This window comes from Streptomyces sp. NBC_00005, from assembly GCF_045160215.1.
Classification (GTDB): domain Bacteria; phylum Actinomycetota; class Actinomycetes; order Streptomycetales; family Streptomycetaceae; genus Streptomyces.
Genome location: NZ_CP108316.1, coordinates 4,900,117 through 4,924,619, shown reverse-complemented (window position 1 = coordinate 4,924,619; position 24,503 = coordinate 4,900,117). Strand labels below are relative to the sequence as shown.

Below are 24,503 nucleotides of genomic sequence, written 5' to 3'. Positions count from 1 at the left end.
CGCGTTCACAAAGACATAGCCTGCTGTCGACGGGGCGGTCTGGGTACGTGTGACCGCCTGCAGCCCCGCTCTACCCGCAGGAGCACCGTGGCAACTGGCCGAACTCACCGACCGGCGACCCGTAGCCGAGGGATTCCCGAGGCCACCGTCGCCAGGCTTCCGCTGTACCTCCGCGCCCTGACCGCACTGTCGGAGCGCTCGGTACCCACGGTTTCGTCCGAGGAACTCGCTGCCGCCGCGGGGGTCAACTCCGCGAAGCTGCGCAAGGACTTCTCGTATCTGGGGTCGTACGGGACCAGGGGTGTCGGCTACGACGTCGAGTATCTCGTCTATCAGATCTCACGTGAGCTGGGCCTCACCCAGGACTGGCCGGTTGTGATCGTCGGTATCGGTAATCTCGGCGCGGCTCTGGCCAATTACGGCGGGTTCGCCTCTCGTGGGTTCCGTGTCGCGGCTCTGATAGACGCCGACCCGGCCATGGCCGGAAAGCCCGTCGCGGGCATTCCCGTGCAGCACACCGATGAACTCGAAAAGATCATTGATGACAACGGCGTGAGCATCGGCGTCATCGCCACGCCCGCCGGTGCCGCCCAGCAGGTCTGCGACCGGCTCGTGGCCGCCGGGGTCACCTCCATCCTGAACTTCGCGCCGACCGTGCTGACCGTCCCGGACGGCGTCGACGTACGCAAGGTGGATCTGTCGATCGAGCTGCAGATCCTCGCCTTCCACGAGCAGCGCAAGGCCGGCGAGGAGGCCGCCGCGTCCGACGGCGCGGGACCGGCCGCCGCCGCCCGCAAGGAGTCCGCCGAGCAGGGACCCGACGGGGACGTACCCGCCGTGATGCCGGCATGAGTCTGCTCGTCGTCGGGCTGAGTCACCGCAGCGCCCCGGTCAGCGTTCTGGAACGGGCCGCGCTGAACGCGGACGCCCAGATCAAGCTGCTCCAGGACACGGTCGCCGCGGAGCCCACCACCGAGGCCGCGGTCCTCGCGACCTGCAACCGCATCGAGCTGTACGCCGACGTCGACAAGTTCCACGCCGGTGTCGCCGAGCTGTCCACGCTGCTCGCCCAGCACAGCGGGGTGGGGCTCGACGAGCTCACGCCGTATCTCTACGTCCACTACGAGGACCGGGCCGTCCACCATCTGTTCTCGGTGGCCTGCGGGCTCGATTCCATGGTCGTGGGCGAGGGGCAGATCCTCGGGCAGATGAAGGACTCGCTCGCCAGGGCGCAGGACCTGCACACCGCCGGGCGGCTGCTCAACGACCTGTTCCAGCAGGCGCTGCGGGTCGGCAAGCGCGCCCACTCCGAGACCGGCATCGACCGGGCCGGGCAGTCCCTGGTCACCTTCGGACTGGAGCAGCTGTCCGCCGGCGGGGACGTGCGGGACTGGGCTCGCGGGAAGAAGGCGCTGGTCATCGGCGCCGGATCGATGTCCTCGCTGGCCGCCGCCACGCTCGCGCGGGCCGGGGTCGCCGAGATCGTGATCGCCAACCGCACCGCCGACCGCGCCGAGCGCCTCGCGCAGATCCTCTCCGAGGGCGACGACACGGACGTGCCGGCCCGCGCGGTACCGATGCATTCGGTGCCGGGCGAGCTGACACGTGCCGACGTGGTCGTGTCGTGTACCGGTGCGACCGGGCTCGTTCTGTCGGCGGACGCCGTCGCGGACGCGGTCGACGGCCGGATGCCCGCGGGCACCGGCGCGACGGGCGGGGCCTTGGGCGCTACGACGCCGGGCGCGGCGGGCCCGCGGGTGACCGCTTCGGCCGCCGGGCCGTCGGGCGGGGTGTCCGCCGGAACCGCTCCGGAGGCGAGCGCCGGGCCGGAGGGCCTGTCGGCCACCGGCCTCGGGGCCGAGGAGAACTGTCCGCTCGACCTCTCCGCCGTGCAGACGACCGCCGGGTTCTCCGTGCTCGGGGAAGCCGCTGTGGCCGGGATGGCCGCCACCGATCTGGAGCAGCACGCCGCCTGGGTGGACAACGCGCCGCGGCCGCAGGCCTCCGGCCCGGCCCAGGGCGTCGCCGCCGCGGGTACGGCCGTCGCGCTCGACCCCGCCGAGGAAGCCGAGGCCATCGCCGCACTCGCCGCGCTGGCCTCCGCCGTCGGCCGGATCCCCGAGCGCCGCAAGCCCGAACCGGTCGTCGAGGCCCCGCGCCCCACGCCCGTCCTCTTCCTCCTCGACCTCGCGATGCCCCGCGACATCGACGCGGCCGTGCACCGGCTGACCGGGGTGCGGCTGGTGGACATCGAGTCGCTCGCCGAGGCCTCGGCCGACGCTCCGATGGCGGCCGACGTCGACCAGGTCCGCCGTATCGTCTCCGACGAGGTCGCCGCGTTCGGGGCGGCGCTGCGGGCCGCGCACATCACACCCACCGTGGTCGCCCTGCGCACCATGGCCGCCGACGTCGTCGCGAACGAGATCGCGCGCCTCGAGGGGCGGCTGCCCGAGCTCGACGACAAGCACCGCAGCGAGATCACACAGACCGTCAAGCGCGTCGTCGACAAGCTGCTGCACGCGCCGACCGTACGGGTCAAGCAGCTCGCGGCCGAGCCCGGCGGCGCCGGGTACGCGGACGCGCTGCGCACCCTGTTCGACCTCGACCAGGAGGCGGTGGCCGCCGTCTCCAGGGCCGAAAACGAGTCAGAGAACAGCAAGAACCGAGGGCCAGCATGAGTAGCAAGGCACTGAGACTCGGGACCAGGCGAAGCAGACTCGCCATGGCCCAGTCCGGGCAAGTGGCGGACGCCGTGAGCCAGGTGACCGGACGGCCCGTAGAGCTCGTCGAGATCACCACGTACGGCGACACCTCCCGCGAGCATCTCGCGCAGATCGGCGGCACCGGCGTGTTCGTCACGGCGCTGCGTGAGGCGTTGATGCGGGGCGAGGTCGACTTCGCGGTTCATTCGCTGAAGGACCTGCCGACCACGCAGCCCGGGGAACTGGCGCTGGCCGCCGTCCCGCTGCGTGAGGACCCGCGCGACGTGCTCGTCGCCCGGGACGCGCTGAAGTTCACCGACCTGCCGCGCGGGGCGCGCATCGGTACGGGTTCGCCGCGTCGCATGGCGCAGCTGAACGCGTACGCGCGCAGCCACGGGCTGGACATCGAGACGGTCCCGATCAGGGGCAACGTCGACACCCGGATCGGATACGTGCGGGACGGTGAACTGGACGCCGTAGTCCTGGCCGCCGCCGGACTCAACCGAATCGGCCGTGGCGACGAAGTGACCGACTTCCTGTCGGTCGACACCGTTCTGCCCGCCCCCGGCCAGGGGGCACTGGCGATCGAGTGCACCGCGGACAACGCGGACCTCATCGCCGCGCTCGGAGAGCTCGACGACCCGTTCACCCGGGCCGCCGTGACCGCCGAGCGGTCACTGCTCGCCGCCCTGGAAGCCGGCTGCAGCGCCCCCGTGGGCGCGCTGGCCGACTTGCTGGCCGACGGGCAGATTGTCAACGAAATGCGCCTGCGCGGCATAGTCGGCACGACCGACGGTTCGCGCACGGTGCAGCTGTCCACCACCGGTCCCGTGCCCGAGACGTACGACCAAGCAATGGCGCTCGGCCGTGAACTCGCTGCCGAGATGCTTGCCCAGGGCGCGGCCGGTCTGATGGGGGAGCGAGCACAGTGAGCCCCACCACTCTTCCCGCCGGCCTTGAACACGGTCACGTCACCTTCCTCGGTGCCGGACCCGGGGATCCGGGACTGCTGACTCTTCGCGCCGTGGAGGCGCTGGGGAACGCGGACGTCCTCGTCGCCGAGCACGACGTGCTCGACGTGGTACGTCAGCACGCCAGACAAGGTGTCGCCGAAGTGCACACGGACGGGGGTCCTTCGTCGGACTCTCATCCGGGCACGGGCACACCTCAGCTGGCGGTTGTTGACGGTTCGTCAACAACCGCTGGGGTCCCCGCGGTACGGGATGCCGCACATCTTGTCATGGAGGCCGCGCGGGGCGGCAGGCGGGTCGTGCGTGCGGTGTCCGGGGATCCCGGACTCGACACGTACGCCGCCGAGGAGATGCTCGCCTGCGTTGCCGCGGGCGTGCCCTTCGAGGTCGTCCCCGGTGTCGCCGCCGCCGTCGGCGTGCCCGCGTACGCCGGTGTTCCGCTGCGCGACGCCGAGGGTGCGGACGTGCGGTTCGTCGATGCACGCACGGCGTCCGACCGGTGCTGGACCGAGGTCGGCGCCTCCGACGGGACCGTGGTCGTCTCGACGACGCTCGACTCCGTCGGCGCGGCCGCCGGTGAGCTGGTGTCCGCGGGGCGCAAGCCCGATACGCCGATGACCGTGACGGTGGCCGGCACGACCACGCGTCAGCGGACCTGGACGGCCACGCTGGGCACCATCGCCCAGACGTTGAAGCAGGCCAAGGTGCTGCCCTCGCCCGAGGGCGGGCGGCCGGTGATAGCCGTGGTCGGTGAGCGTTCCGCCGCCGCCCAGCGCGACCAGCTGTCGTGGTTCGAGTCCAAGCCGTTGTTCGGCTGGAAGGTCCTCGTGCCGCGTACGAAGGAGCAGGCGGCGTCGCTCTCCGACCAGTTGAAGTCGTACGGGGCCGTACCGCACGAGGTGCCGACCATCGCCGTCGAGCCGCCGCGGACGCCCCAGCAGATGGAGCGGGCCGTGAAGGGGCTCGTCACCGGGCGGTACGAGTGGATCGCCTTCACCTCGGTGAACGCGGTCAAGGCCGTGCGGGAGAAGTTCGAGGAGTACGGGCTTGATGCGCGCGCCTTCGCCGGCATCAAGGTCGCGGCGGTCGGGGAACAGACCGCCAACGCGCTGGTCGCGTTCGGTGTGAAGCCGGACCTGGTGCCCAGCGGGGAGCAGTCGGCCGCGGGCCTGCTCGAGGACTGGCCGCCGTACGACCCGGTGTTCGACCCGATCGACCGGGTGTTCCTGCCGCGTGCGGACATCGCCACGGAGACTCTTGTCGCCGGGCTCATCGAGCTGGGCTGGGAGGTCGACGACGTCACCGCCTACCGGACCGTGCGGGCCTCGCCGCCGCCGGCCGAGACGCGGGAGGCGATCAAGGGGGGTGGCTTCGACGCCGTTCTCTTCACCTCGTCCTCCACCGTGCGGAACCTGGTGGGTATCGCCGGGAAGCCGCACAACGTGACGGTGATCGCCTGTATCGGTCCGGCCACCGCCAAGACGGCCGAGGAGCACGGGCTGCGGGTGGATGTGATGGCTCCGGAGCCGTCCGTGCACAAGTTGGCGGAGGCGTTGGCTGCGTTCGGGCTGCGGCGGCGGGCTGCCGCGCTTGATGCGGGGGATCCCGTTACTCGGCCGAGTGAGCGGCGGCCGGGGGCCAGGCGGCGTCGTACGACCTGATGTCGGGTGGGGGTGCGCGGCCCTGGGGGCCGCGCACCCGGACCCCCCTGTCGGCCTTCGGCCTCGTCCTCAAACGCCGGACGGGCCGGAACCTGCAGCCACGGTGTGTCCGTAGCGCAGCAAGTTCCTCGGGTCGTACTGCGACTTCGTTTCGCTCAGGCGGGTGTAGACCTCGTCCGTCCAGGCGCGGGCCCGGTCCCGTTCGTCGCCGGGGGTGCCGTGGAGGTTGACCATCGTGTGGCCGGTGCCGTACGGGGTCATCGCCTGGTGGAGGGCCGTCGTGGCTGATTCCACCGCTGTTGCGGCCTCCGGGCCGGGCAGGACGCCGACCGATTCCAGGATGTAGCTCGCGTCGCGGGCGCAGATCGCGTCGGCGACGGTGGCGGGGCGGGAGAGTTCGCCGCCCATGTGGCGCAGCTCGACCAGGAGGAGCGGGTAGTCGGCGGTCGCCGGGCCCGCCTGGGACAGGAGCGTGGTCCGGGCTTCCGGTGGCAGCGCGCGCAGCAGGCTGCAGGCCTCGCGGGCGGGGAGCGGGTCCTGCGGGTCCAGGTAGATGCGGTCCATGGCGGCGTACGGCATCTCCTCCACCGTGTCGATGACGACCGGTGCCGCCCTGCGGATGGGCGCCAGCAGGTTCTCGCCCTCCTGCACGTCGCCGGTCCAGGCGAGGGCGACCCGGGCCCAGAAGCCGCCGCGCAGGGGCTCGGGGATCTGCGGGATCGTGGGCAGGCGCAGGAGGGTGTAGGCGCTGCACATCTGGGTGGGCAGGGTGGTCGTCCAGTCGGCCCAGGCGCGCAGGACCGGCTCCGCGTGTGTGCCGCGGAAGTAGATGCCGCCGCCGAGGATCGTGGGGAGTTCCAGCAGGTCGAAGGTCAGCTCGGTGACCACTCCCACGTTGCCCTTGCCGCCGCGCAGCGCCCAGAAGAGGTCGGGTTCGGTGTCGGCGGTCGCCGTGCGCAGGGTCGCGTCGGGGGTGACGACCTGGACGGAGCGGACCCGGTCGGCCGCGTAGCCGTAGGTCCGGCCGAGCACGGGGAGACCGCCGCCGAGCGTGTAGCCGACGACGCCCGCGTCCGAGGAGGAGCCGTTGAGCGCGGCGAGGCCGTGGGGTGCGGCCGCCTCCAGGACGTGGCTCCACTTCGCGCCGGCGGCGACCGTCGCGGTGCGTTCGGCCGGGTCGACGCGTACGCCGGTCATGCGGGTGGTGCTGATGAGCAGGCCGCCCTCGATCGGGAAGTTCGCGCCGTGGCCGGTGGCCTGGACGGCGACCGGGGTGTTCGTGGCCGCGGCCCAGCGCATGGCGGTGACGATGTCGTCGGTGCCGGTCGCTCCGACCACGACGTCGGGATGGTGGATGGCGGCCAGATTGAAGCCGGTGACCTCGTCCACGTAGGCGTCGTCGCCGGGGCGCAGGACGGGACCGTGGATCTCGGACAGGGCGAACAGGTCGGGGGTGTGGTGGGTGGCGGTCATCTCGTCCTCCTGCGGGCGCAGGCGAGTGCGCGGTGGGGGGACGGCGGCGGTTCCTGTCCAAGCGTCGGCGTACGGCGGAAGGGGGCCGTCGAGGTCCTGGTGGTCGGAGGACGGGGGCCCGGTCCTTGTTCTCAGGATGGACCCGGGGGATGAGGGGCGCATCGCGAGTGCGTTCGGGCCGCACGGCTCCCGACGCCCCGTCGGCAAAGGTGCCCCTGAGCCGGGCGTAGCGTAGGTGACATGACGACGTACGGATCCTTTCCCGGTACGCGACCGCGGCGTCTGCGGACCACTCCGGTCATGCGGCGCATGGTCGCCGAGACCCGGCTGCACCCGGCGGACTTCATCCTCCCGGCCTTCGTGCGTGAGGGCGTCAGCGAGCCCGTGCCGATCGGCGCCATGCCCGGCGTCGTACAGCACACCCGCGACAGCCTGAAGAAGGCGGCCGCCGAGGCGGTGGCGGCCGGGATCTCCGGGATCATGCTGTTCGGTGTGCCGGAGGACGAGAAGAAGGACGCCCTCGGGACGCCCGGGACCGATCCGGACGGGATCCTGCAGGTCGCGCTCCGTGATGTGCGGGCCGAGGTGGGCGACGACCTGCTCGTCATGTCCGATCTCTGTCTGGACGAGACCACCGATCACGGTCACTGCGGTGTGCTCGACGACGAAGGACGCGTCGACAACGACGCCACCCTCGAGCGGTACGCCGAGATGGCGCAGGTCCAGGCCGACGCGGGCGCCCATGTGGTGGGGCCCAGCGGGATGATGGACGGGCAGATCGGGGTCGTCCGTGACGCGCTCGACCAGATCGGGCGGGAGGACGTCGCGATCCTCGCCTACACCGTCAAGTACGCGTCCGCCTTCTACGGGCCGTTCCGCGAGGCCGTCGGCTCGTCCCTGAAGGGTGACCGGAAGACGTACCAGCAGGATCCCGCCAATGTGCGGGAGTCGCTGCGGGAGTTGGCGCTCGACCTCGAAGAGGGCGCCGACATGGTGATGGTGAAGCCGGCGGGACCGTATCTGGACATCCTGGCGCGGGTCGCGGACGCGGCGGACGTGCCGGTCGCCGCCTACCAGATCTCCGGCGAGTACTCGATGATCGAGGCCGCCGCGGAGAAGGGCTGGATCGACCGCGACCGGGCGATCCTGGAGGCGCTGACCGGCATCAAGCGGGCGGGCGCGCAGAACATCCTCACGTACTGGGCCACCGAAGTGGCCCAGAAGTTGCGCTGAGCCGGGATACGGAACGGGATAGCTCCGGCGTCGAATTGGCCACCGACCGGCATCGGTACGCATTCGGTTCGGCAACGGAAGCAACTCGGTACCGTGAACGTGCGTTGTCCACCCCGCGTTTCCCTGCGAACAGTCGTGGATCTACGGCGGATCTGTCCGGAATTGGGTCAACCGGCGTGGTGTGTGCGCTGAATTGACGAGTTCTCATCAGTGTCCGTACCTTCTGCGCCTGGCCTGATCCGTTCCGGAGGGTCCGAACGCCGATCCCTGGGGGGACGCACAATGAGCTGGTTCATCGAGGCGCTGAAGAAGTACGCGGTGTTCAGCGGGCGCGCGCGCCGCAAGGAGTACTGGATGTTCGCCCTCTTCACGGCGATCATCTACGCGGTGCTGATCGGCATCGGCTTCGCGATCAAGGCCCCGGTCATCGCGCTCGTCTTCTACGTCGCGATCCTGCTGCCCAGCCTGGCGGTCGGCGTTCGCCGTCTGCACGACACGGGCCGCTCCGGCTGGTGGCTCCTGTTCGGGCTCGTCCCGCTCGCCGGTCCCATCACCCTGCTGGTCTTCACGTGCTCCGACAGCCAGCCGGGCGTCAACCAGTACGGCCCGAACCCGAAGGAAGCGGCTCCGGTCTACGCCTGATCCCCTGTGCCTCGAGGCCGCCCGGTTCGTGACCGGGCGGCCTCTTCGCATGCTGTCCGGCGGGAGCGTGCAGGGCGCGGGCCGTCGCCGGGCCCTCGTCCCGCAGGCCCTCCCCGTCCCTGCATCCCGTCAGCGCGAACGCGGCGAGTACCAGGGCGGTGGCGGCGAGGAGGCGGGTGCGACGGGCTCGGGCGGGCATGGTGGTACGTGCCTTCCGTGGGGGGCGGACTGGGGATTCCAGCCTGGGCGATGATCGGCTCCGGGCGCCACAGTCCGCGGGCGATTCGGGACGCCGGACCGGTGGGATGGCCTCTGACCTGCAGGGACGCCGTGTCCCGGAGGTTCGGTACGGGACGGTCCACGGGCTTCGGACCGGCTCCGGACCTGCTTGCGTCGGGTGAGATCACGGCATGGGCACCATCAAGTTCCGCCGGGAGCTAGGTTGTTGGCGACTGGTCGTTGTCTCTTGAATGACCGCCCCGACTCTCCAGGGAGACGCCCATGCCCGGTGACGCCCTCAGCCAGGATCCCGCCGAGCTGAGAAGGAGGATCGACACCACCAAGGCGCACCCGGCCCGCGTCTACGACGTCTTCCTCGGCGGCAAGGACAACTACCCCGTCGACCGGGCGGCGGCCGCCGCCGCGCTCGCCGCCAACCCACGCGGCTACCTCGACGTACGGCACAACCGCGACTTCCTGCGCCGCGCGGTGAACACGCTGGCCAAGGAGGACGGCATCCGCCAGTTCCTCGACATCGGCACCGGCCTGCCCACCGCGGAGAACGTCCACCAGATCGCCCAGCGGACCATCCCCGACTCGCGGGTCGTGTACGTCGACAACGACCCCGTCGTCCTCGCCCACGCGCGCGCCCTGCTCACCAGCGGCCCCGAGGGCCGTACCGACTACGTCGACGCCGACTTCAAGAACCCGGCGCAGATCCTCGAACAGGCCGCGAAGACCCTGGACTTCGACCAGCCGGTCGCGCTGTGCCTGGTCGCGATCCTGCACTTCGTCGAGGACGAGGAGGCGTACCCGATCGTGCGCGAGCTCGTCGAGGCGCTGCCGTCCGGCAGCCGGCTGGTGCTCAGCCACCTCACCGAGGACCTCAACCCCGAGAACATCCGGGCGGTGCAGCGGACGTACACCGAGCGGGGCTTCACCTTCGTGCTGCGGTCCGAGGCCGAGGTCGCCCGCTTCTTCACGGAGAGTTCCCTGGAGTTGGCGGAGCCGGGAGTGGTGCCCGCCCATCACTGGCGGGCCGACAACGCGGCCCCGGTCCCTCAGCAGCCGGAGGCCGCCTATCTGGCGGCCCTCGACGACATCGAGAAGGTGCGGTACGCCGACATCAACGACGTCACGGACGCCGACATCAACGTGTACGCGGCGGTGGGCCACAAGCCCTGACCGGTCTTTCCGGCAGGCGCGGCGTCAGTCCCACCAGAAGGACCAGATCTCCTGGTCGATCAGGTGCTCGGCGTACGACCGCAGTGAACTGTCGCCGCTCTGCTGGATGTTGTCCGGGCAGAACGCGAAGTGCTCGACGGCCACAGCCTCCGCGTCGGCCATGGTGGTGGGCGGGGCCGCGACCGAGACGATCAGCTGGTCGAAGGTGAGCGCCACGACCCGTATGCCGAAGCGGTCCTCCCAGGAGCGGAGGACCGCGCACAGACGGGCCACGTCGTCCTCGAAGTTCAGCGGGCCGGACCAGCCGATCGCCGCCGGGAGGTCCGCGCTGCGGCGGGCCGGGACCAGAGCGAGGCGCGGTTCCTTCAGCCACGAGCCGTCGTCCACGAGGAAGTCGGCGATCTCGGCGGCCAGCGCGTCGGGGTCCGTCCTCGGCGGGCGGGCGGGTGCGAGTCCCGGCCACTCGTCCTCGTCCGCCTCCTCCTGCGCGTACTCCTCCCAGAACTCCGCGAGTACGTCCTCCGGATCGTGGTCCCCGGGGTACGACACCTCCCCGGGCATCAACTCCCATTCCTCCGGGCCGCCTTGGCCGCCGCCGACATCGATCAGCACCGGCAGGAGGCCGGCGGCCCGCCGGGCGGCGTCCAGCGCGGACCAGCCGCCGTGCACGGCGGGGCTCTCGGCGTGCCACAGCAGCGGCTCGTGCCAGGGCCCGTCGTCGGTCTCGTCGATCAGCCGGCCGGGCGGGAGTTCAAGCCCGAGCGCGTGCCCGCTCGGGTCGGCCGCCAGCATCGGCAGCGGGTTGGGAAGGGTTGCCATGACCGTGACTGTAAGGGCAGCCACTGACAGCGGTTCTGCCGGGAGGCGTACGCCGTGAACGCCGCCGACGGGCCGCTGCTCGCGCGGTTGCACTTCGGGCGTGAGGACGCCGAACGGTCCCGCTGTCGTCGACGTCCTCAACTCCGCGACAGCGGGCTGGACGAGGCCCGGCGGCTGCGCCGCGCGGCGGGCGGCTCGTACGGCAGTTCGGGCAGCTCGGCGGGCCCCTGAACCCCCTGGAGCGGCCGAAGGGCGCATCAACCGGAAACCTGGGAACGGCACACGGCACCGCACGCTTTCACCGGCGTACCGGCCCGGTCGCCCGCCCGCGAACCGTATGTCAGCCGGACCTCGGCAGCGCGCCCGCGACGACCGTCGTCACCACCTTGTGGACGGCCTCCCGGTCCGGTGGCCCCGACTCCCGGTCCGCATACAGCAGATGCGCGGCGCCGAGCAGTGTGGGTGCGAGGACGTCGACGTCGGTGTCCGCCGCGATACGGCCCCGGTCGCGCTCGGCGGCGAGGTAGCCGGCGAGCGTCGCCGCCGCCTCCGTCATCAGCGGGATGCCCGTCGAGCCGGCCGCGCGCAGGCGGGCGCGGAGTTCGTCCCGGGCGATGACCAGGCCCACGACGGCGATCGCGACCGCGTCGAACAGGTCCGTGATCGCGCCGGTGAGGTTGTCGGCGACCGTGCCGGTCCCGGCGGCCTCGCGGAGGGCGGTGCCCAGGCCCTCCAGCCGGCGGATGCGGTCCAGCACCAGTTCGGCCAGGAACGCGTCGAAGTCCGCGAAGTGCCGGTGCAGAACGCCCTTCGCGCAGCCCGCCTCCGCCGTCACCGCCCTGCTGGTCAGCGCGTTCGGGCCGTCCCTGAGCAGGATGCGCTCGGCGGCGTCGAAGAGCTGCTGGCGCGGGTCGCGGATGGCCACACCGGTCGGCATACCGCCTCCTGTCACGGGGGTCATGGGTACGGGTGGGCGCTTGCCCATTGACGAGTGGGCGCGTGCCCACCCATAGTGGGCGCATGCCCACTGTAGCGTCCTCCGAGAACCAGCCCCATCGGCGGCGGGACATGGCCGAGTCGTTCGGCACCGACGCCGAACGCTACGACCGGGCCCGCCCCCGCTACCCCGACGCCCTGGTGGAGCGGATCGTCGCCGCGAGCCCCGGCCCCGAGGTCCTCGACGTCGGCTGCGGCACCGGAATCGCCGCCCGGCAGTTCCGGGCCGCCGGGTGCGCCGTTCTCGGCGTCGAACCCGACGCCCGTATGGCCGAGTTGGCGCGGCGGTCGGCAGCGGACGTAGCGGTGGAGGTGGCGAGGTTCGAGGAATGGGAGCCGGGCGGGCGGGAGTTCGACGCCGTCGTCGCCGGGACCGCCTGGCACTGGATCGACCCCGTCGCGGGAGCGGCGAAGGCGGCGCGCGTCCTTCGGCCCGGCGGCCTGCTGGCACCCTTCTGGAACGTGGCCCAATTCCCGCCCGACCTCGCGGAAGCCTTCGCCGACGTCGTCGCGCGTGTGGTGCCCGACCTCCCCTTCGACTTCCGGGCGTCCATGACGAGACCGGCCCTGGAGACGTATCGGACCGGGTTCGACCGGGCCGCCGACGGCATGCGGGCGGCGGGCGCCTTCGGCGAACCCGAACAGTGGCGCTACGACCGGGAGTTCACGTACACCCGGGACGCCTGGCTGGACGTCATGCCCACCCAGGGCGCCTTCACCCGGCTCCCCGCCGACGCGCTGGCCGAGCTGCTGAAGGGCGTCGGGGCCGCGATCGACGCGCACGGCGGCAGTTTCACCCTGTCGTACGCGACCGTAGCGGTCACCGCGAAACGGAGTTGAAGCACTCCTCCCTGCCGCCCGACCTGCCGCTGCCCGGCCTGCCTGCCGCCGCCGGTCGGAAGCAGGTCCGGACGACGGTTCCGGGGCGGGTCACCGTCATGGCGGTGTAGACGAACGAGTCCGCGTCCGCCTCGTTCCCGACCTCCGAGCCGCGGACCCGGCCGCCCGCCGTCAGCTCGATCCGGTCGCCCACCCGCGCACCCCACATCCGTGCCCAACTCGTCCCGCACTCCTCGCTGTAGCGCAGCTCCATCCACGCGCCGGTGGCGGTGCGACGCGTGGCGACCGTGGTGGGGGAGGCGGCGCAGTACATGTCCATCGGGCTCTCGCCCTCGCAGGACGCACCCCGGCAGTGCGGGCCCTGAACGGCCGAGGGCGCGGACGACCGTGGTTCGCCGTTCTGGCGCGGCAGCAGCAGGAGCGCGACCGCGACGCCCCCGACGGTCACGGCACACACCGACGCGAGCACCGCGACGGCCGCCACACCCCGGTGACCGGCACGTGCCGCCTCCGGAGGCTCGGCCGGCGCGTCCCGGGGCGCGACCTCGGGCGGCGCCTGCGACGGCGGGTCCGCCTGCGCTGCCTCACTCGCCTCCGTCGCCCGCCCGCTCCACGCCGACTCCGCGATCTCCCACAGCGCGAGACACCGGCCGTCCGGCTCGCCCGCCAGACGGCACAGCTCCTCCACCGCGTCGCGCGGTGGCAGCGTCTTACCGTTGAGATAGCGCTCCCAGGACGACTTGCTGAACGCCGTCTTCGCCGCGAGGGCCGCCATGCTGAGACCGGTACGCGCCCTCAACTCCCGCAGTGCCGTCGCGAGTTGTGTGCGTTCCGGCGTCATCCCCGCAGGGCCTTCCAAGTGTGCGGCCCGACCATGCCGTCGGCATCGAGACCGGCCTGCTTCTGGAAGCTCTTGACCGCCCCCTGAGTCAGCGGCCCGAACATCCCGTCGATCCCACCCGGCGAGAAACCCGCCCGGCGCAGCAGACACTGCACCTCGGCCACCTCCGGCCCGGCGCTGCCGTACCCCACATCGGCATCCCCGGTACGGCTGTTGCCCGCGTACCAGCGACCCTCGACCCGCTCCAGACGGCAGGTGTACGCGGGCGGCGACGCCGGTGCCGACGCGACGAGCGGAGCCGTCCCGGCCGCCGCCCTGTCATCGCGGTGGTCCATGAACCGCACGGCCACCAGCACCCCCGCGGAGATGGCCAGCACCACGGCCACCGCCCCGGCCACGAGCGCGATCCGCAGCGACCGCACGGGAAGCCGCACCCCCTCGCCGGGGCCCGCCGACACCAACTCCGGCTCCGCCACGGCCGTTTGCGCCACGGCGTCCTTGTCGCGCCGCTGCCCCCAGGCCTCGACGGCGACCTCGTGCAGCGCGAGCAGCCGGGTCGGATCCTCACCGCCGATCCGGGCCAGCGCCTCCACGGCCTCCCGCGGCGGCAGCGACCTGCCCCCCAGATACCGCTCCCACGACTTCGGGCTGTACTCCGTCCTCGCCGCCAACTGCCGCAGACTCAGCCCGCTGTGGTCCTTCAGCCGGCGTAATCGCACCACCAACTGCCGGACACGCGGGTCGAGTTGCGCAGGCAGCACTTTCCAACGCGACATGTTCCCCCCACTCGCGTTCGTCGTCAGTGGCCGTGGTCAGCGGCCCCTGTGCCGTCGCATTCTGCATCAGCATCCACGGGACCGCACCGGAAGGTGGTTCCTGCACCGATACGGAATCGGCCACCACGCGTCCCCGCCGTCCTGCCCGGCCGTCACCGCCCGCCGTGTCCCAGCAGGTCAGCGCGCGTGACGTCCCGGCGGGACGTCACTTCTGCGGCAACTGTGGCCGCCCGCCGCGCCCGCCCAGCAGTCTCGTTGCCGAGCCGGCCGGTGCGGTCGGCCCACCCACGAAGGGGGCAACAGGATGCGCATGACCAGGAAGTTCGCCGCAGTGGCCGGTGGCATCGTGCTGACCGGTGGTCTGCTGGCCGGCAGCGCGGGCGCCGCCAGTGCGGCCCAGGCCGCGCCGCAGGCGGCGTCGGACTGTCCGCTGGGCTGGTTCTGCGTCTGGTCCGGGGCGAACTACACCGGCCATATGCAGAAGGTCGCCGGGACGAACGCGGACCTGACCCAGTTCTCGGTGTTCCAGGACTTCCGGTCCTGGTACAACCACGGCAAGTCCTGTGACTACAAGTGGTACGGGGAGAAGAACTACGGCGGCGACAGCGGAGTCCTCGCGAAGGGCGTGAAGGGGACCGGCGACACCCACTGGCACCAGAAGTCCAACAAGTGGGTCAACTGCAGCTGACCGCCCGCCACCACGCCCGAGGGCGGCGCCCCCACCGGGGAGCGCCGCCCTCGTCCTGTCGCCACGTGCCGGAATGCCTCAGAGCCGACCCGGCGTCCTGATCCCCAGCAGCGCCATGCCCCGATGCAGGGTGCGCGCCGTGAGGTCGACCAGGAACAGGCGGTTCTCCACGACCTCCGGCGGGTTGTCCGCGGAGATCACCTGGCACTGGTCGTAGAACGTCGTCAGCAGCGAGGCCAGCTGGTACAGGTACCCGGCGAGCTTGTGCGGCTCGTAGGCCGCCGCCACCTCGAGCACCGTCTCGCCGAACTGGTCCAGGTGCAGGCCCAACGCCCGCTCCGCCGGGGCCAGTTCGAGCTCCGGGTGGGCGAGGGGGCGGGCCTCGCCGGCCTTGCGGAGAATCGACTGGATACGGGCGTACGCGTACTGGAGGTAGACGGACGTGTCGCCGCTCAGCGAGACCATCTGGTCCAGGTCGAACTTGTAGTCCCGCACCGCCGACGTCGACAGGTCCGCGTACTTCACGGCGCCGATGCCCACGTGCCGGCCGTTCTCCACGATCTCCTGCTCGGTCAGGCCCACCTTCTCGGCCTTCTCCCGGACCACGGCGGTGGCGCGCTGCACGGCCTCGTCGAGAAGGTCCTCCAGCCGCACCGACACACCCTCACGGGTCTTGAACGGCTTGCCGTCCTTGCCGAGGATCGTGCCGAACGCGAGCTGGTGCGCCTCGACGTCGTCGTTCAGCCAGCCCACCCTGCGGGCCGTCTCGAAGACCATCCGGAAGTGCAGCGACTGACGCACGTCCACGACGTACAGCAGCGAGCTCGCCTTCAGGTTGAAGACGCGGTCCCTGATCGCGGACAGGTCGGTCGCCGCATAGCCGTAACCGCCGTCGGACTTGCGGACGATCAGCGGGACCGGGTTGCCGTCCGGGCCCTTGATGTCCTCGAAGAAGACACACAGCGCGCCGTCCGACATGACCGCCACACCGGATTCCTCCAGCAGGCGGCACGTCTCGTCCAGCATGTCGTTGTAACCCGACTCACCGACGATGTCCGGGTCCCGGATCTCCATGTCCAGCTTCTCGAAGACCGAGAAGAAGTAGATCTTCGACTCGTCCACGAACTTCTGCCACGCCGCCAGCGTCCGCGGCTCACCGGACTGCAGGTCGACCACCCTGCGCCGCGCCCGCGTCTTGAACTCCTCGTCGGAGTCGAAGAGCTTGCGCGCGGCCTTGTAGAGGCGGTCGAGGTTCGACATCGCCTCCTCGCCGGACATCGCGCCGCTTCCGTCGGCCTTGTGGTCCAGCTCGTGCGGGTGCTCGTCCAGGTACTGGATGAGCATGCCGAACTGGGTGCCCCAGTCGCCGATGTGGTGCCGGCGCACGACCGTCTCGCCGGCGAACTCCAGCAGCTGCACCAGCGCGTCACCGATCACCGCGGACCGCAGATGGCCGACGTGCATCTCCTTCGCCACGTTCGGCTGGGCGTAGTCGATGACCGTCGTGCCCGGCCGCTCGGCGAAGGGCACGCCGAGACGGCCCGTGTCGTCCGCGTACCGCGCGGCGAGGGTCTCGAGGATCGCCCGGTCGCCGATCGTGATGTTCAGGAACCCGGGGCCGGACACCTCGACGTCCTTGATCACGTCACCCGTGTCGACCTGGGAGACGACCTGCGTCGCCAGCTCCCGCGGGTTCGCCTTCGCCTTCTTGGCGAGCGCCAGGATCCCGTTCGCCTGGAAGTCCGCCCGATCGCTACGTCGCAGCAGCGGGTCGGCAGAGCCGGCCTCCGGCAGGGCGGCCGAGAGAGCCGCCGCGAGGCGCTGCTGGACGGAGTCGCTGAGGGACGTGACCGAGGCCATAGGAAAGGGAGCCGTTCTCCTCGTGGGGATGGATAGACCCAACCAGTATCCCATGGGGGGTAAAGCCGTTTTCCCGGGCGCGATGCGGTCTGGGAGAATGGGGCGGCAGCCGTGCGACCGTACCGGCTGCCCTTGCAGAACTCTCAGAAAAAGAGGACGTGCCGATCGTGGCTCAGAGCACCGAGACCACCGACTGGGTCTCCCGTTTCGCGGATGAGGTCATCGAGGAGTCGGAGCGTCGGGCCCCGGGCGCGGTGACATCAGTCGCTGACGCTCCGGTTGTCGTCGTCGCGTCCGGGCTCTCCCCCTCCGGGCCCATCCACCTGGGCAACCTCCGCGAGGTCATGACCCCGCACCTCGTCGCCGACGAGATCCGCCGCCGCGGCCACCAGGTACGCCACCTCATCTCCTGGGACGACTACGACCGCTACCGCAAGGTGCCGGCCGGAGTCCCCGGCGTCGACGAGACGTGGGCCGAGCACATCGGCAAGCCGCTGACCTCCGTCCCGGCGCCGAAGGGGTCCGCGTACCCGAACTGGGCCGAGCACTTCAAGGCCGCCATGACCGCCTCGCTGGCCGAGCTCGGCGTGGAGTTCGACGGGATCAGCCAGACCGCGCAGTACACCTCCGGCGTGTACCGCGAGCAGATCCTGCACGCCATCGCGCACCGGGCCGACATCGACGCGATCCTCGACCAGTACCGCACCAAGAAGGCCCCGCCGAAGAAGCAGCAGCAAAAGCCCCTCGACGAGGCCGAGCTGGAGGCCGCAGAGGGCTCGGGCGCGGCCGACGAGGACGACGGCAGCAGCGGCTCCGCCGGCTACTTCCCGTACAAGCCCTACTGCGGCAACTGCGAGAAGGACCTGACGACGGTCACCTCCTACGACGACGAGACGACCGAGCTCACGTACGCCTGCACCGCGTGCGGCTTCTCCGAGACCGTCCGGCTCAACGAGTTCAACCGCGGCAAGCTGGTCTGGAAGGTCGACTGGCCCATGCGCTGGGCCTACGAAGGCGTGATCTTCGAGCCCAGCGGCGTCGACCACTCGTCCCCCGGATCCAGCTTCCAGGTCGGCGGACAGATCGTCGGGATCTTCGGCGGCAAGCAGCCCATCGGCCCGATGTACGCCTTCGTCGGCATCAGCGGCATGGCGAAGATGTCCTCGTCCAGGGGCGGCGTGCCGACCCCCGGCGACGCCCTGAAGATCATGGAGCCGCAGCTCCTGCGCTGGCTGTACGCCCGCCGCCGGCCCAACCAGTCCTTCAAGATCGCCTTCGACCAGGAGATCCAGCGCCTCTACGACGAGTGGGACAAGCTCGACGCGAAGGTCGCGGACGGCTCCGCGCTGCCCGCGGACGTCGCCGCGCACACACGCGCGGTGGGCACCGCCGCCGGCGAACTACCCAGGACCCCGCGCCCGTTGCCGTACCGGACGCTGGCCTCGGTCGCCGACATCACCGCCGGACACCAGGACCAGGCCCTGCGGATCCTCAGCGAGCTCGACCCGCACAACCCGCTCACCGCCCTGGACGAGGCGCGCCCGCGCTACGACAAGGCCGAGGCCTGGATCAACACGCACGTCCCCGCCGACCAGCGGACCATCGTGCGCGACGAACCCGACGCCGAACTGCTGAAGTCCCTCGACGAGGCCCCCCAGCAGTCGCTGCGGCTCCTGCTGGACGGGCTCGAGTCGAACTGGTCGCTCGACGGACTCACCCACCTCGTGTACGGCGTGCCCAAGGTCCAGGCCGGCTTCTCCGCGGACGCCACGCCCAAGGAACTGCCGGCGGAGATCAAGACCGCCCAGCGCACGTTCTTCGCCCTGCTCTACCACCTGCTGGTGGGCCGTGACACCGGTCCGCGACTGCCCACGCTGCTGCTGGCAGTGGGCCAGGAGCGGGTCCGCAGGCTGCTCGGGGAGTAAGCCGCACTGCCACGACGATGGGGGCGCCCGGTGAACACCGGGCGCCCCCATCGTCGTACGCGGGTCAGGCGATGTGGTCTTCCTGGAGCTCCGCCGTGTGGCGGTTGGTGAAGCGGTTGACCATGCGGTCGGCCTCACGCTGCGGGAGCGTCTTGCCGTAGGTCGACTCCACGTCGTCCCGGAACTGGCCCGAGGTCGGATAACTGCCGTCTATCGACTTCTTGAAGACCAGATAGAAGTCCTCCTCGGTCGGCTCCGGCGGGCCGCCGCCCTCGCCCAGTTCACGGGTACGGCCGGGGCCGGCGGGGATGGGGAAGCTGCCGGTCTCCTCCGAGGGAGACTCCTGGGGCGGGAGCTGCTCGAACTGCTCCTCGTACTCGCGCTGTTCCGCGCGCCACTGGGCGTCGTACTGATTGACGTCGTACGCCGGGTCGTACGCGCCCTGGTACTCGGTCTGCTGAGGGACGTTGAACCACGGGCTCTGATCGGGCTCGGGACCGTACTCCTCGTACTGCTCGTAGTACTCGCCCTGCTCCTGCGGTGCGCCCTGCTCCTGCGGTGCGCGCTGTTCCTGCCGCGCGGCGGGCGCCGCCTCGACAGCACGGTTGACCACGGGCGGAGCGACCTCCTGGGCGGGCGCCGGCGCCGGCGGCAGCAACGCAGGCTCTATCCCCGCCGCCGCCAGACCCGACGGAGCCGTCTCCGCCAACGGAACCCCGTACCGCGCCAGCGTCAGCGGCATCAGCGACTCCACCGGAGCCTTCCGCCGCCACGCGCGACCGAAGCGCGAACGCAACCGCGCCCGGTACACCAGCCGCTCCTGCTCCAGCTTGATCACCTGCTCGTAGGAGCGCAGCTCCCACAGCTTCATACGACGCCACAGCAGAAACGTCGGGACCGGCGAAAGCAGCCAACGGGTGAGGCGGACGCCCTCCATGTGCTTGTCGGCCGTGATGTCGGCGATCCGGCCGATGGCATGCCGGGCCGCCTCCACGGAGACCACGAACAGCACCGGGATCACCGCGTGCATGCCCACACCCAGCGGATCCGGCCAGGCCGCCGCGCCGTTGAACGCGATCGTCGCCACCGTCAGCAGCCACGCCGTCTGACGCAGCAACGGGAACGGGATGCGGATCCAGGTAAGCAGGAGGTCGAGGGCCAGCAGGACACAGATGCCCGCGTCGATGCCGATCGGGAAGACGTACGAGAAGTTCCCGAAACCCTTCTTGATGGCCAACTCGCGGACCGCCGCGTACGAACCGGCGAAGCCGATACCGGCGATGATCACGGCGCCGGAAACGACCACGCCGATGAGAACGCGGTGCATCCGAGTCAGCTGCAGTGGCGCGGCCACCCGTACTCCCCTCCCCTTGCGAGCTGTTGCGCGCAACAGAGTGGCACATGTGTGCGCCGGACGACGTGCCGGGACGGATGGAGCCCGGTCACCTCACGGGTCCGGGCTCCATCAAAAAGCGGTGCTGAGCTGCGAGTTGGCGTCCAGATGTGACGGTCAGCTCTTCTTCGACGCTGAGGAGGACGGGGAGGGCGAAGCGGACTTCGAGTCCTTGGAGGCCTTCGAAGGAGACGCCGACGCCGACTTCGACGCCGACTGGGACGGCGAGGGCTTCGCCGTGCCCGAACCCGAGCCGGAGCCCGTGCTCGCGCCGCCGTCGCCGTTCGCCGCCGACACCGACGCCACCACCTCCCTGGCCGCCCGCTCCGCGACCTTCGCCAGCGTGTCCGCACTCGGGGTCTTCTCACCGGCCAGACCGGCACCGTTGTAGTCGAGCGTGATGACCACGTTCTCGACGCGCGTCACGACCGTCTGCTGCTTGAAGGACCCCTCCTTCTTCTTCAGGTCGTAACGCACCAGCGTCGCCTCGTCGCCCGTCCCGGCAACCGGCTCCGACTTCGCGTTCTTCGCGCCCTGAACGGCCTGGGCGTCCTTGACCTGCTTCTCGTAGTACACATGCGCCAGCTTGTCGCCCTCGCCGCGCGTCGCATCCGACTCGAAGCGCAGCAGAGAGACGTTCAGCCAGCGGAACTGCGAGCCCTTCACACCGTTGTTGTCCAGGCTGCTCCACGAGCAACTGGCCCGCGTCGCCTCTTCGTCCGACTTGCCCCCCTTGCCGGACTTGGCCTTCGGCACGAGCGAACTCAACGTCTTCTTCGACAGCACCGCGCACGAGTCCGGAAGCTTCCGGTACGCCGCCGCCTGCACCGTCGGCGACGCACTCGCGCCGGCCGCGGACGACGACGCGTCGCCCGATCCCTTGCTGCCCCCGTCATCGGAGCCGGAGTCCGAGGAGCAGCCGGCGGCAAGCACCATCACGGGGAGTGCGACCGCGCACACGACGAAACGGCCTGGCCGCTTCGCTCGACGGTCTCGCTGGTTCCGCTGGTCTCGCTCTGCTGGTCGCTGCATGGTTCCTTCACTCATGACGCTGTGGTTCCTGCGGTCGGCGGGTCGGGTCCGAGGGGCCACGGTACGCGGTGAGGAAACTGTGTGCTTCTGGTTCCTGTGCTTTGCGAACGGGTGCACCCGGCGGGCGAACGGCCGCTAACCGCCCAGCGTGTCCGCCAGCTGCGCGGCCAGTTTCCTGGCCCTGTCCTGCATTTCCTTGCTGTCCGGCACGGTCCCGACCGTGGCCGGCTGCTCCTCGTACTGGATGGTCACAATGACGTTGGACGTGCGGAACGCCACAGTCACCGTGCGCTGCTGGACCGTCGAACCCGAGCCGCTGAGCGCGTCGTCGAGGAACGCCTCGTCGCCGAGATCGCTCAGCGTGCGCGGCTGGAGATCGGCCGGGGTGGCGGACGAGGAGGCGGAGCCCGAGGGCGAGGAACTGGGATCGGCACTGCCGGTGGAACTGGCACTGGAACTGGCACTGGAACTGGCGCCGGGGCTGGAATCCGCACCGGAGCTGCTCTCGGAAGCGCTGTCCGAACTCGTCGGCTCGGGAAGGTCCGCCGCCGTCTGCTTCGTCGCGAACAGCTCCTGCGCCTCGGCGTCGTCGCTCACCGAGTTGTCGTAGGAGACGACACGCTCGAAGTCGACGAGGAGACGATCGCTCGCGTCCGTCGAGGCGACCTTCCAACGGCAGCCCACCTTGCGGTCGGTGTCGTACGTGAGCGTCGCCTCACCCTCGTACGCCTTCTCGCGCTGGTCCTCGTCGGTGATCTGCCTGATGCCCGGCAGCAGCGAGTCGAGGGTGTCGTGGTCGACCGCGCTGCACGGCTCCGGAAGCGTGCGGTACTTGCCCGGCTGGGCCGCCGCGCTCGCCGTACCGGAGTCGCCGGGATTCGAGTCGTCCGTCGATCCGCCGTCGCTCGACCCGCCGGTGCAGCCGGCCAGCAGCGCCACGAGGAGCGCGGCGACGCCGGGTACGTACGCCTTCCGCTGCACGGTCAGGCTCCTCTCGACGGTGGCCCCATGGCCGTTGCTTCAGTGTCCCCGCTGGTTAATCGCTTGCCGCGCGGGGGCGTCCCCTGGAGACAATGTGTATCGCACGCACTGCCGTGGACGCCGGTCCGTTGTCCTTTTTCATCGACCTTGGCGCCGGTTTTGCGATTTGAGACTTTGGTTGATTTTCCGGGGGAATGAGGACGATATGTCGTACGTGGAGATGCCGGGCGCGAAGGTCCCGATCCGCATGTGGACCGACCCGACCACGGTCGAGGACGTGGCCCTGCAGCAGCTCCGCAACGTCGCGACCCTGCCGTGGATCAAGGGCCTCGCCGTGATGCCGGACGTGCACTACGGGAAGGGCGCCACGGTCGGGTCGGTCATCGCGATGCAGGGGGCTGTGTGTCCTGCGGCGGTGGGGGTGGACATCGGCTGCGGAATGTCCGCCGTGAAGACGTCGCTGACCGCCAATGACCTGCCGGGGGATCTTTCGCGGCTGCGGTCGAAGATCGAGCAGGCTATTCCGGTGGGGCGGGGGATGCATGACAGCCCTGTGGAGCCGGGGCGGTTCCATGGGCTGGCCACCGGGGGGTGGGATGACTTCTGGGGGCGGTTCGACGGGGTGGCGGATGCCGTGAAATTCCGGCGGGAGCGGGCGGCTTTGCAGATGGGGACGCTCGGCGGGGGGAATCATTTTGCAGAGCTGTGCATAGATATGCACGACTCGGTGTGGCTCATGCTCCACTCCGGCTCCCGCAACATCGGCAAGGAACTGGCTGAGCACCACATCGGTGTGGCCCAGAAGCTTCCGCAGAATCAGGGACTGATCGACCGGGATCTCGCGGTCTTCGTAGCTGACACCCCGCAGATGGCGGCCTACCAGAACGACCTCTACTGGGCTCAGGAGTACGCCAAGTACAACCGGTCGATCATGATGGCGCTCTTCAAGGATGTGGTCCGCAAGGAGTTCAAGAAGGCCCGTGTGGCCTTCGACCCCGAGGTGAGCTGTCATCACAACTATGTGAGCCGCGAGCGCTACGAGGGCATGGACCTGCTCGTCACGCGCAAGGGGGCGATCAGTGCCAGGGCCGGTGAATACGGCATCATCCCAGGCTCCATGGGCACGGGTTCGTACATCGTGAAGGGTCTCGGCAACGAGAAGGCCTTCAACTCGGCCTCGCACGGCGCGGGTCGGCGCATGAGCCGCAACGCGGCGAAGCGGCGCTTCTCGACGAAGGACCTGGAGGAGCAGACGCGGGGCGTGGAGTGCCGCAAGGACTCCGGCGTCGTGGACGAGATCCCGGGCGCGTACAAGCCGATCGAGCAGGTCATCGACCAGCAGCGGGACCTCGTGGAGGTCGTGGCGAAGCTGAAGCAGATTGTCTGTGTGAAGGGCTAGAAGGGGGTAGGGGCCCAGGCCGTTGTCGGCCCGGGCCCCAAGTGCTGCGTCTTAACCGTCGCTCGGCATCATCATTTTGCTGTTGCGGAGCCGCCATAGCCGAACACGGCAGCTCTTCTCCGTGCGTCCGAGTTCCTCGGCCACCGCCGGGATGTCGTCGGATTGAAGAAGCACTTGGTCATCCCGGGCGGTCCAATGGCGTCGTGAGTCCACGACGCGCATGTCGAACGGGCGGATCCAGCGGGCGAGCGCGTCCGCCTTGACCTGTTTGCGGCCGAGAGAGAGGCAGCCCGGGTAGTACAGGTCGGCTACCAGGGCCTGTGCCGTCTCCTTCTCGTACGAGATGTTGTAGACCTCGTCCCGTGCGTTGCGGTTGATGAGGCGTTCGGCTCCTGTGATTTTCCGTGCGTAGGAGCACAGGTAGGCGCCGATGGCCGTGCTCGATGTGGTCAGAGAGACGAAGGGCCAACCCGGACCGGTGTAGCCGACCGATCCGTCAGCGTCGATGAGGCCTCGAAGGTAATCGCGGCGGGAGAATGCCACGCGTGGTGGGGTGATCGTCCGTGACTTGCGTCCGTAAGGCAGACCGAGCTCGTTGAGCTTTGTCCTGGCCTCGAGGGAGCACAGGGTCCAGACCGCCGAGTGATAGTTCTCTGCGAAGTTCGTGGACCGGCTCCGCTCCGTGACGCTGCTGTTGTACGGAGTCAGGTTCTTGAACCTGTAGAGCAGATCAATGTCCCGCGCGTTGAGTTCGACACTCAAACGGCCCTTCTGTCCGGTGCCCTGGTACAGATGCCCGTCCGCCTGCAAGAAGCCGAACATGTACGCGTACTCGGGGACCGTCAGGTCCATGAAGTGCTGAGCGCT

22 protein-coding genes are annotated in these 24,503 nt (G+C 70.2%); 12 read left to right on the top strand and 10 right to left on the bottom strand.

Going from position 1 to position 24,503, the window contains the following annotated elements:
• Window positions 1-87: 87 nt before the first annotated feature.
• Genes OG303_RS22585 through OG303_RS22570 form a run of 4 tightly spaced genes read left to right on the top strand, consistent with a single transcriptional unit; the run spans window position 88 to window position 5,334 of the window.
• On the top strand, window positions 88-852 hold the full coding sequence (locus tag OG303_RS22585) for a redox-sensing transcriptional repressor Rex (protein ID WP_405870409.1): 765 nt from the start codon (window positions 88-90) through the stop codon (window positions 850-852).
• Complete coding sequence (locus tag OG303_RS22580; protein ID WP_405870408.1) at window positions 849-2,678, top strand: glutamyl-tRNA reductase; 1,830 nt, start codon at window positions 849-851, stop codon at window positions 2,676-2,678. Before OG303_RS22585 ends, OG303_RS22580 begins: the two co-directional genes overlap by 4 nt.
• Window positions 2,675-3,634, top strand: coding sequence for a hydroxymethylbilane synthase (gene hemC, locus OG303_RS22575; RefSeq protein ID WP_405870407.1), 960 nt, complete (start codon window positions 2,675-2,677; stop codon window positions 3,632-3,634). Before OG303_RS22580 ends, hemC begins: the two co-directional genes overlap by 4 nt.
• Window positions 3,631-5,334 (top strand): uroporphyrinogen-III synthase, encoded by a 1,704-nt coding sequence (locus OG303_RS22570; RefSeq protein ID WP_405870405.1) that lies wholly within the window; start codon window positions 3,631-3,633, stop codon window positions 5,332-5,334. The genes hemC and OG303_RS22570 overlap by 4 nt, the downstream gene beginning before the upstream one ends.
• A 69-nt stretch (window positions 5,335-5,403) precedes the next feature.
• Here the strand turns inward: OG303_RS22570 and OG303_RS22565 are convergent, their stop codons facing one another.
• Entirely contained in the window at window positions 5,404-6,807 is a 1,404-nt protein-coding gene (locus tag OG303_RS22565; protein ID WP_405870404.1) for an FAD-binding oxidoreductase, read from the bottom strand.
• A gap of 240 nt (window positions 6,808-7,047) precedes the next feature.
• On the opposite strand from OG303_RS22565, the gene hemB reads away from it, so the two are divergent.
• The 3 genes from hemB (at window position 7,048) to OG303_RS22550 (ending at window position 10,086) form a co-directional block, all read left to right on the top strand.
• Window positions 7,048-8,040, top strand: a complete 993-nt coding sequence (hemB, locus tag OG303_RS22560; RefSeq protein WP_405870402.1) for a porphobilinogen synthase — start codon at window positions 7,048-7,050, stop codon at window positions 8,038-8,040.
• A gap of 282 nt (window positions 8,041-8,322) precedes the next feature.
• Window positions 8,323-8,682 (top strand): DUF805 domain-containing protein, encoded by a 360-nt coding sequence (locus tag OG303_RS22555; RefSeq protein WP_405870400.1) that lies wholly within the window; start codon window positions 8,323-8,325, stop codon window positions 8,680-8,682.
• 501 nt (window positions 8,683-9,183) lie between these two features.
• Window positions 9,184-10,086 carry an SAM-dependent methyltransferase gene (locus OG303_RS22550; protein ID WP_405870399.1) on the top strand — a complete coding sequence of 301 codons (903 nt, stop codon included), beginning with the start codon at window positions 9,184-9,186 and terminating at the stop codon, window positions 10,084-10,086.
• A gap of 24 nt (window positions 10,087-10,110) precedes the next feature.
• Here the strand turns inward: OG303_RS22550 and OG303_RS22545 are convergent, their stop codons facing one another.
• Entirely contained in the window at window positions 10,111-10,905 is a 795-nt protein-coding gene (locus OG303_RS22545) for a DUF4253 domain-containing protein (protein ID WP_405870398.1), read from the bottom strand.
• A 54-nt stretch (window positions 10,906-10,959) separates the two neighbouring features.
• Here OG303_RS22545 and OG303_RS22540 point away from each other — a divergent pair, with 54 nt between their 5' ends.
• Complete coding sequence (locus OG303_RS22540) at window positions 10,960-11,136, top strand: hypothetical protein (RefSeq protein ID WP_405870397.1); 177 nt, start codon at window positions 10,960-10,962, stop codon at window positions 11,134-11,136.
• Window positions 11,137-11,245: 109 nt separating this feature from the next.
• Here the strand turns inward: OG303_RS22540 and OG303_RS22535 are convergent, their stop codons facing one another.
• A complete protein-coding gene (locus OG303_RS22535) occupies window positions 11,246-11,842 on the bottom strand; it encodes a TetR/AcrR family transcriptional regulator (protein ID WP_405870395.1) in 597 nt (198 codons plus the stop codon).
• Between the two features lie 83 nt (window positions 11,843-11,925).
• Between OG303_RS22535 and OG303_RS22530 the strand changes: the two genes are divergently transcribed.
• A complete protein-coding gene (locus OG303_RS22530; RefSeq protein ID WP_405870394.1) occupies window positions 11,926-12,741 on the top strand; it encodes a class I SAM-dependent methyltransferase in 816 nt (271 codons plus the stop codon).
• Here the strand turns inward: OG303_RS22530 and OG303_RS22525 are convergent.
• Together OG303_RS22525 and OG303_RS22520 are read right to left on the bottom strand one after the other, a co-directional pair.
• Window positions 12,722-13,582: a helix-turn-helix domain-containing protein gene (locus OG303_RS22525; RefSeq protein ID WP_405870393.1), complete on the bottom strand. Its 861-nt coding sequence runs from the start codon at window positions 13,580-13,582 to the stop codon at window positions 12,722-12,724. The genes OG303_RS22530 and OG303_RS22525 overlap by 20 nt on opposite strands.
• Window positions 13,579-14,358 carry a peptidoglycan-binding protein gene (locus tag OG303_RS22520; protein ID WP_405870392.1) on the bottom strand — a complete coding sequence of 260 codons (780 nt, stop codon included), beginning with the start codon at window positions 14,356-14,358 and terminating at the stop codon, window positions 13,579-13,581. Before OG303_RS22520 ends, OG303_RS22525 begins: the two co-directional genes overlap by 4 nt.
• Before the next feature lie 310 nt (window positions 14,359-14,668).
• Here OG303_RS22520 and OG303_RS22515 point away from each other — a divergent pair, with 310 nt between their 5' ends.
• Window positions 14,669-15,046 (top strand): peptidase inhibitor family I36 protein, encoded by a 378-nt coding sequence (locus OG303_RS22515; RefSeq protein ID WP_405870390.1) that lies wholly within the window; start codon window positions 14,669-14,671, stop codon window positions 15,044-15,046.
• A gap of 78 nt (window positions 15,047-15,124) precedes the next feature.
• On the opposite strand, the gene argS is transcribed toward OG303_RS22515, so the two are convergent.
• A complete protein-coding gene (gene argS / locus OG303_RS22510; protein ID WP_405870388.1) occupies window positions 15,125-16,906 on the bottom strand; it encodes an arginine--tRNA ligase in 1,782 nt (593 codons plus the stop codon).
• A 158-nt stretch (window positions 16,907-17,064) separates the two neighbouring features.
• Between argS and lysS the strand changes: the two genes are divergently transcribed.
• Entirely contained in the window at window positions 17,065-18,831 is a 1,767-nt protein-coding gene (lysS, locus tag OG303_RS22505; RefSeq protein ID WP_405870387.1) for a lysine--tRNA ligase, read from the top strand.
• Between the two features lie 64 nt (window positions 18,832-18,895).
• Here the strand turns inward: lysS and OG303_RS22500 are convergent, their stop codons facing one another.
• From OG303_RS22500 to OG303_RS22490, 3 genes are all read right to left on the bottom strand, one after another.
• Window positions 18,896-20,185, bottom strand: a complete 1,290-nt coding sequence (locus OG303_RS22500; protein WP_405870385.1) for a DUF2637 domain-containing protein — start codon at window positions 20,183-20,185, stop codon at window positions 18,896-18,898.
• A 156-nt stretch (window positions 20,186-20,341) separates the two neighbouring features.
• Window positions 20,342-21,256 (bottom strand): DUF3558 family protein, encoded by a 915-nt coding sequence (locus OG303_RS22495; protein WP_405870383.1) that lies wholly within the window; start codon window positions 21,254-21,256, stop codon window positions 20,342-20,344.
• Window positions 21,257-21,391: 135 nt separating this feature from the next.
• A complete protein-coding gene (locus OG303_RS22490; protein ID WP_405870382.1) occupies window positions 21,392-22,237 on the bottom strand; it encodes a DUF3558 domain-containing protein in 846 nt (281 codons plus the stop codon).
• A 205-nt stretch (window positions 22,238-22,442) separates the two neighbouring features.
• Here OG303_RS22490 and OG303_RS22485 point away from each other — a divergent pair, with 205 nt between their 5' ends.
• Complete coding sequence (locus OG303_RS22485; RefSeq protein WP_405870381.1) at window positions 22,443-23,636, top strand: RtcB family protein; 1,194 nt, start codon at window positions 22,443-22,445, stop codon at window positions 23,634-23,636.
• Window positions 23,637-23,687: 51 nt separating this feature from the next.
• Here OG303_RS22485 and OG303_RS22480 read toward each other — a convergent pair whose 3' ends face one another.
• On the bottom strand, window positions 23,688-24,488 hold the full coding sequence (locus OG303_RS22480; RefSeq protein WP_405870379.1) for a hypothetical protein: 801 nt from the start codon (window positions 24,486-24,488) through the stop codon (window positions 23,688-23,690).
• Between the last annotated feature and the right edge of the window lie 15 nt (window positions 24,489-24,503).

Coding starts and splice junctions, on each gene's coding strand:
- OG303_RS22580 (WP_405870408.1), top strand. CDS start 849: ATGAGTCTGCTCGTCGTCGGGCTGAGTCACCGCAGCGCCCCGGTCAGC.
- hemB (WP_405870402.1), top strand. CDS start 7,048: ATGACGACGTACGGATCCTTTCCCGGTACGCGACCGCGGCGTCTGCGG.
- OG303_RS22555 (WP_405870400.1), top strand. CDS start 8,323: ATGAGCTGGTTCATCGAGGCGCTGAAGAAGTACGCGGTGTTCAGCGGG.
- hemC (WP_405870407.1), top strand. CDS start 2,675: ATGAGTAGCAAGGCACTGAGACTCGGGACCAGGCGAAGCAGACTCGCC.
- OG303_RS22535 (WP_405870395.1), bottom strand. CDS start 11,842: ATGCCGACCGGTGTGGCCATCCGCGACCCGCGCCAGCAGCTCTTCGAC.
- OG303_RS22495 (WP_405870383.1), bottom strand. CDS start 21,256: ATGCAGCGACCAGCAGAGCGAGACCAGCGGAACCAGCGAGACCGTCGA.
- OG303_RS22515 (WP_405870390.1), top strand. CDS start 14,669: ATGACCAGGAAGTTCGCCGCAGTGGCCGGTGGCATCGTGCTGACCGGT.
- OG303_RS22550 (WP_405870399.1), top strand. CDS start 9,184: ATGCCCGGTGACGCCCTCAGCCAGGATCCCGCCGAGCTGAGAAGGAGG.
- OG303_RS22530 (WP_405870394.1), top strand. CDS start 11,926: ATGCCCACTGTAGCGTCCTCCGAGAACCAGCCCCATCGGCGGCGGGAC.
- OG303_RS22565 (WP_405870404.1), bottom strand. CDS start 6,807: ATGACCGCCACCCACCACACCCCCGACCTGTTCGCCCTGTCCGAGATC.
- argS (WP_405870388.1), bottom strand. CDS start 16,906: ATGGCCTCGGTCACGTCCCTCAGCGACTCCGTCCAGCAGCGCCTCGCG.
- OG303_RS22525 (WP_405870393.1), bottom strand. CDS start 13,582: ATGACGCCGGAACGCACACAACTCGCGACGGCACTGCGGGAGTTGAGG.
- OG303_RS22520 (WP_405870392.1), bottom strand. CDS start 14,358: ATGTCGCGTTGGAAAGTGCTGCCTGCGCAACTCGACCCGCGTGTCCGG.
- OG303_RS22485 (WP_405870381.1), top strand. CDS start 22,443: ATGTCGTACGTGGAGATGCCGGGCGCGAAGGTCCCGATCCGCATGTGG.
- OG303_RS22545 (WP_405870398.1), bottom strand. CDS start 10,905: ATGGCAACCCTTCCCAACCCGCTGCCGATGCTGGCGGCCGACCCGAGC.
- OG303_RS22480 (WP_405870379.1), bottom strand. CDS start 24,488: ATGGACCTGACGGTCCCCGAGTACGCGTACATGTTCGGCTTCTTGCAG.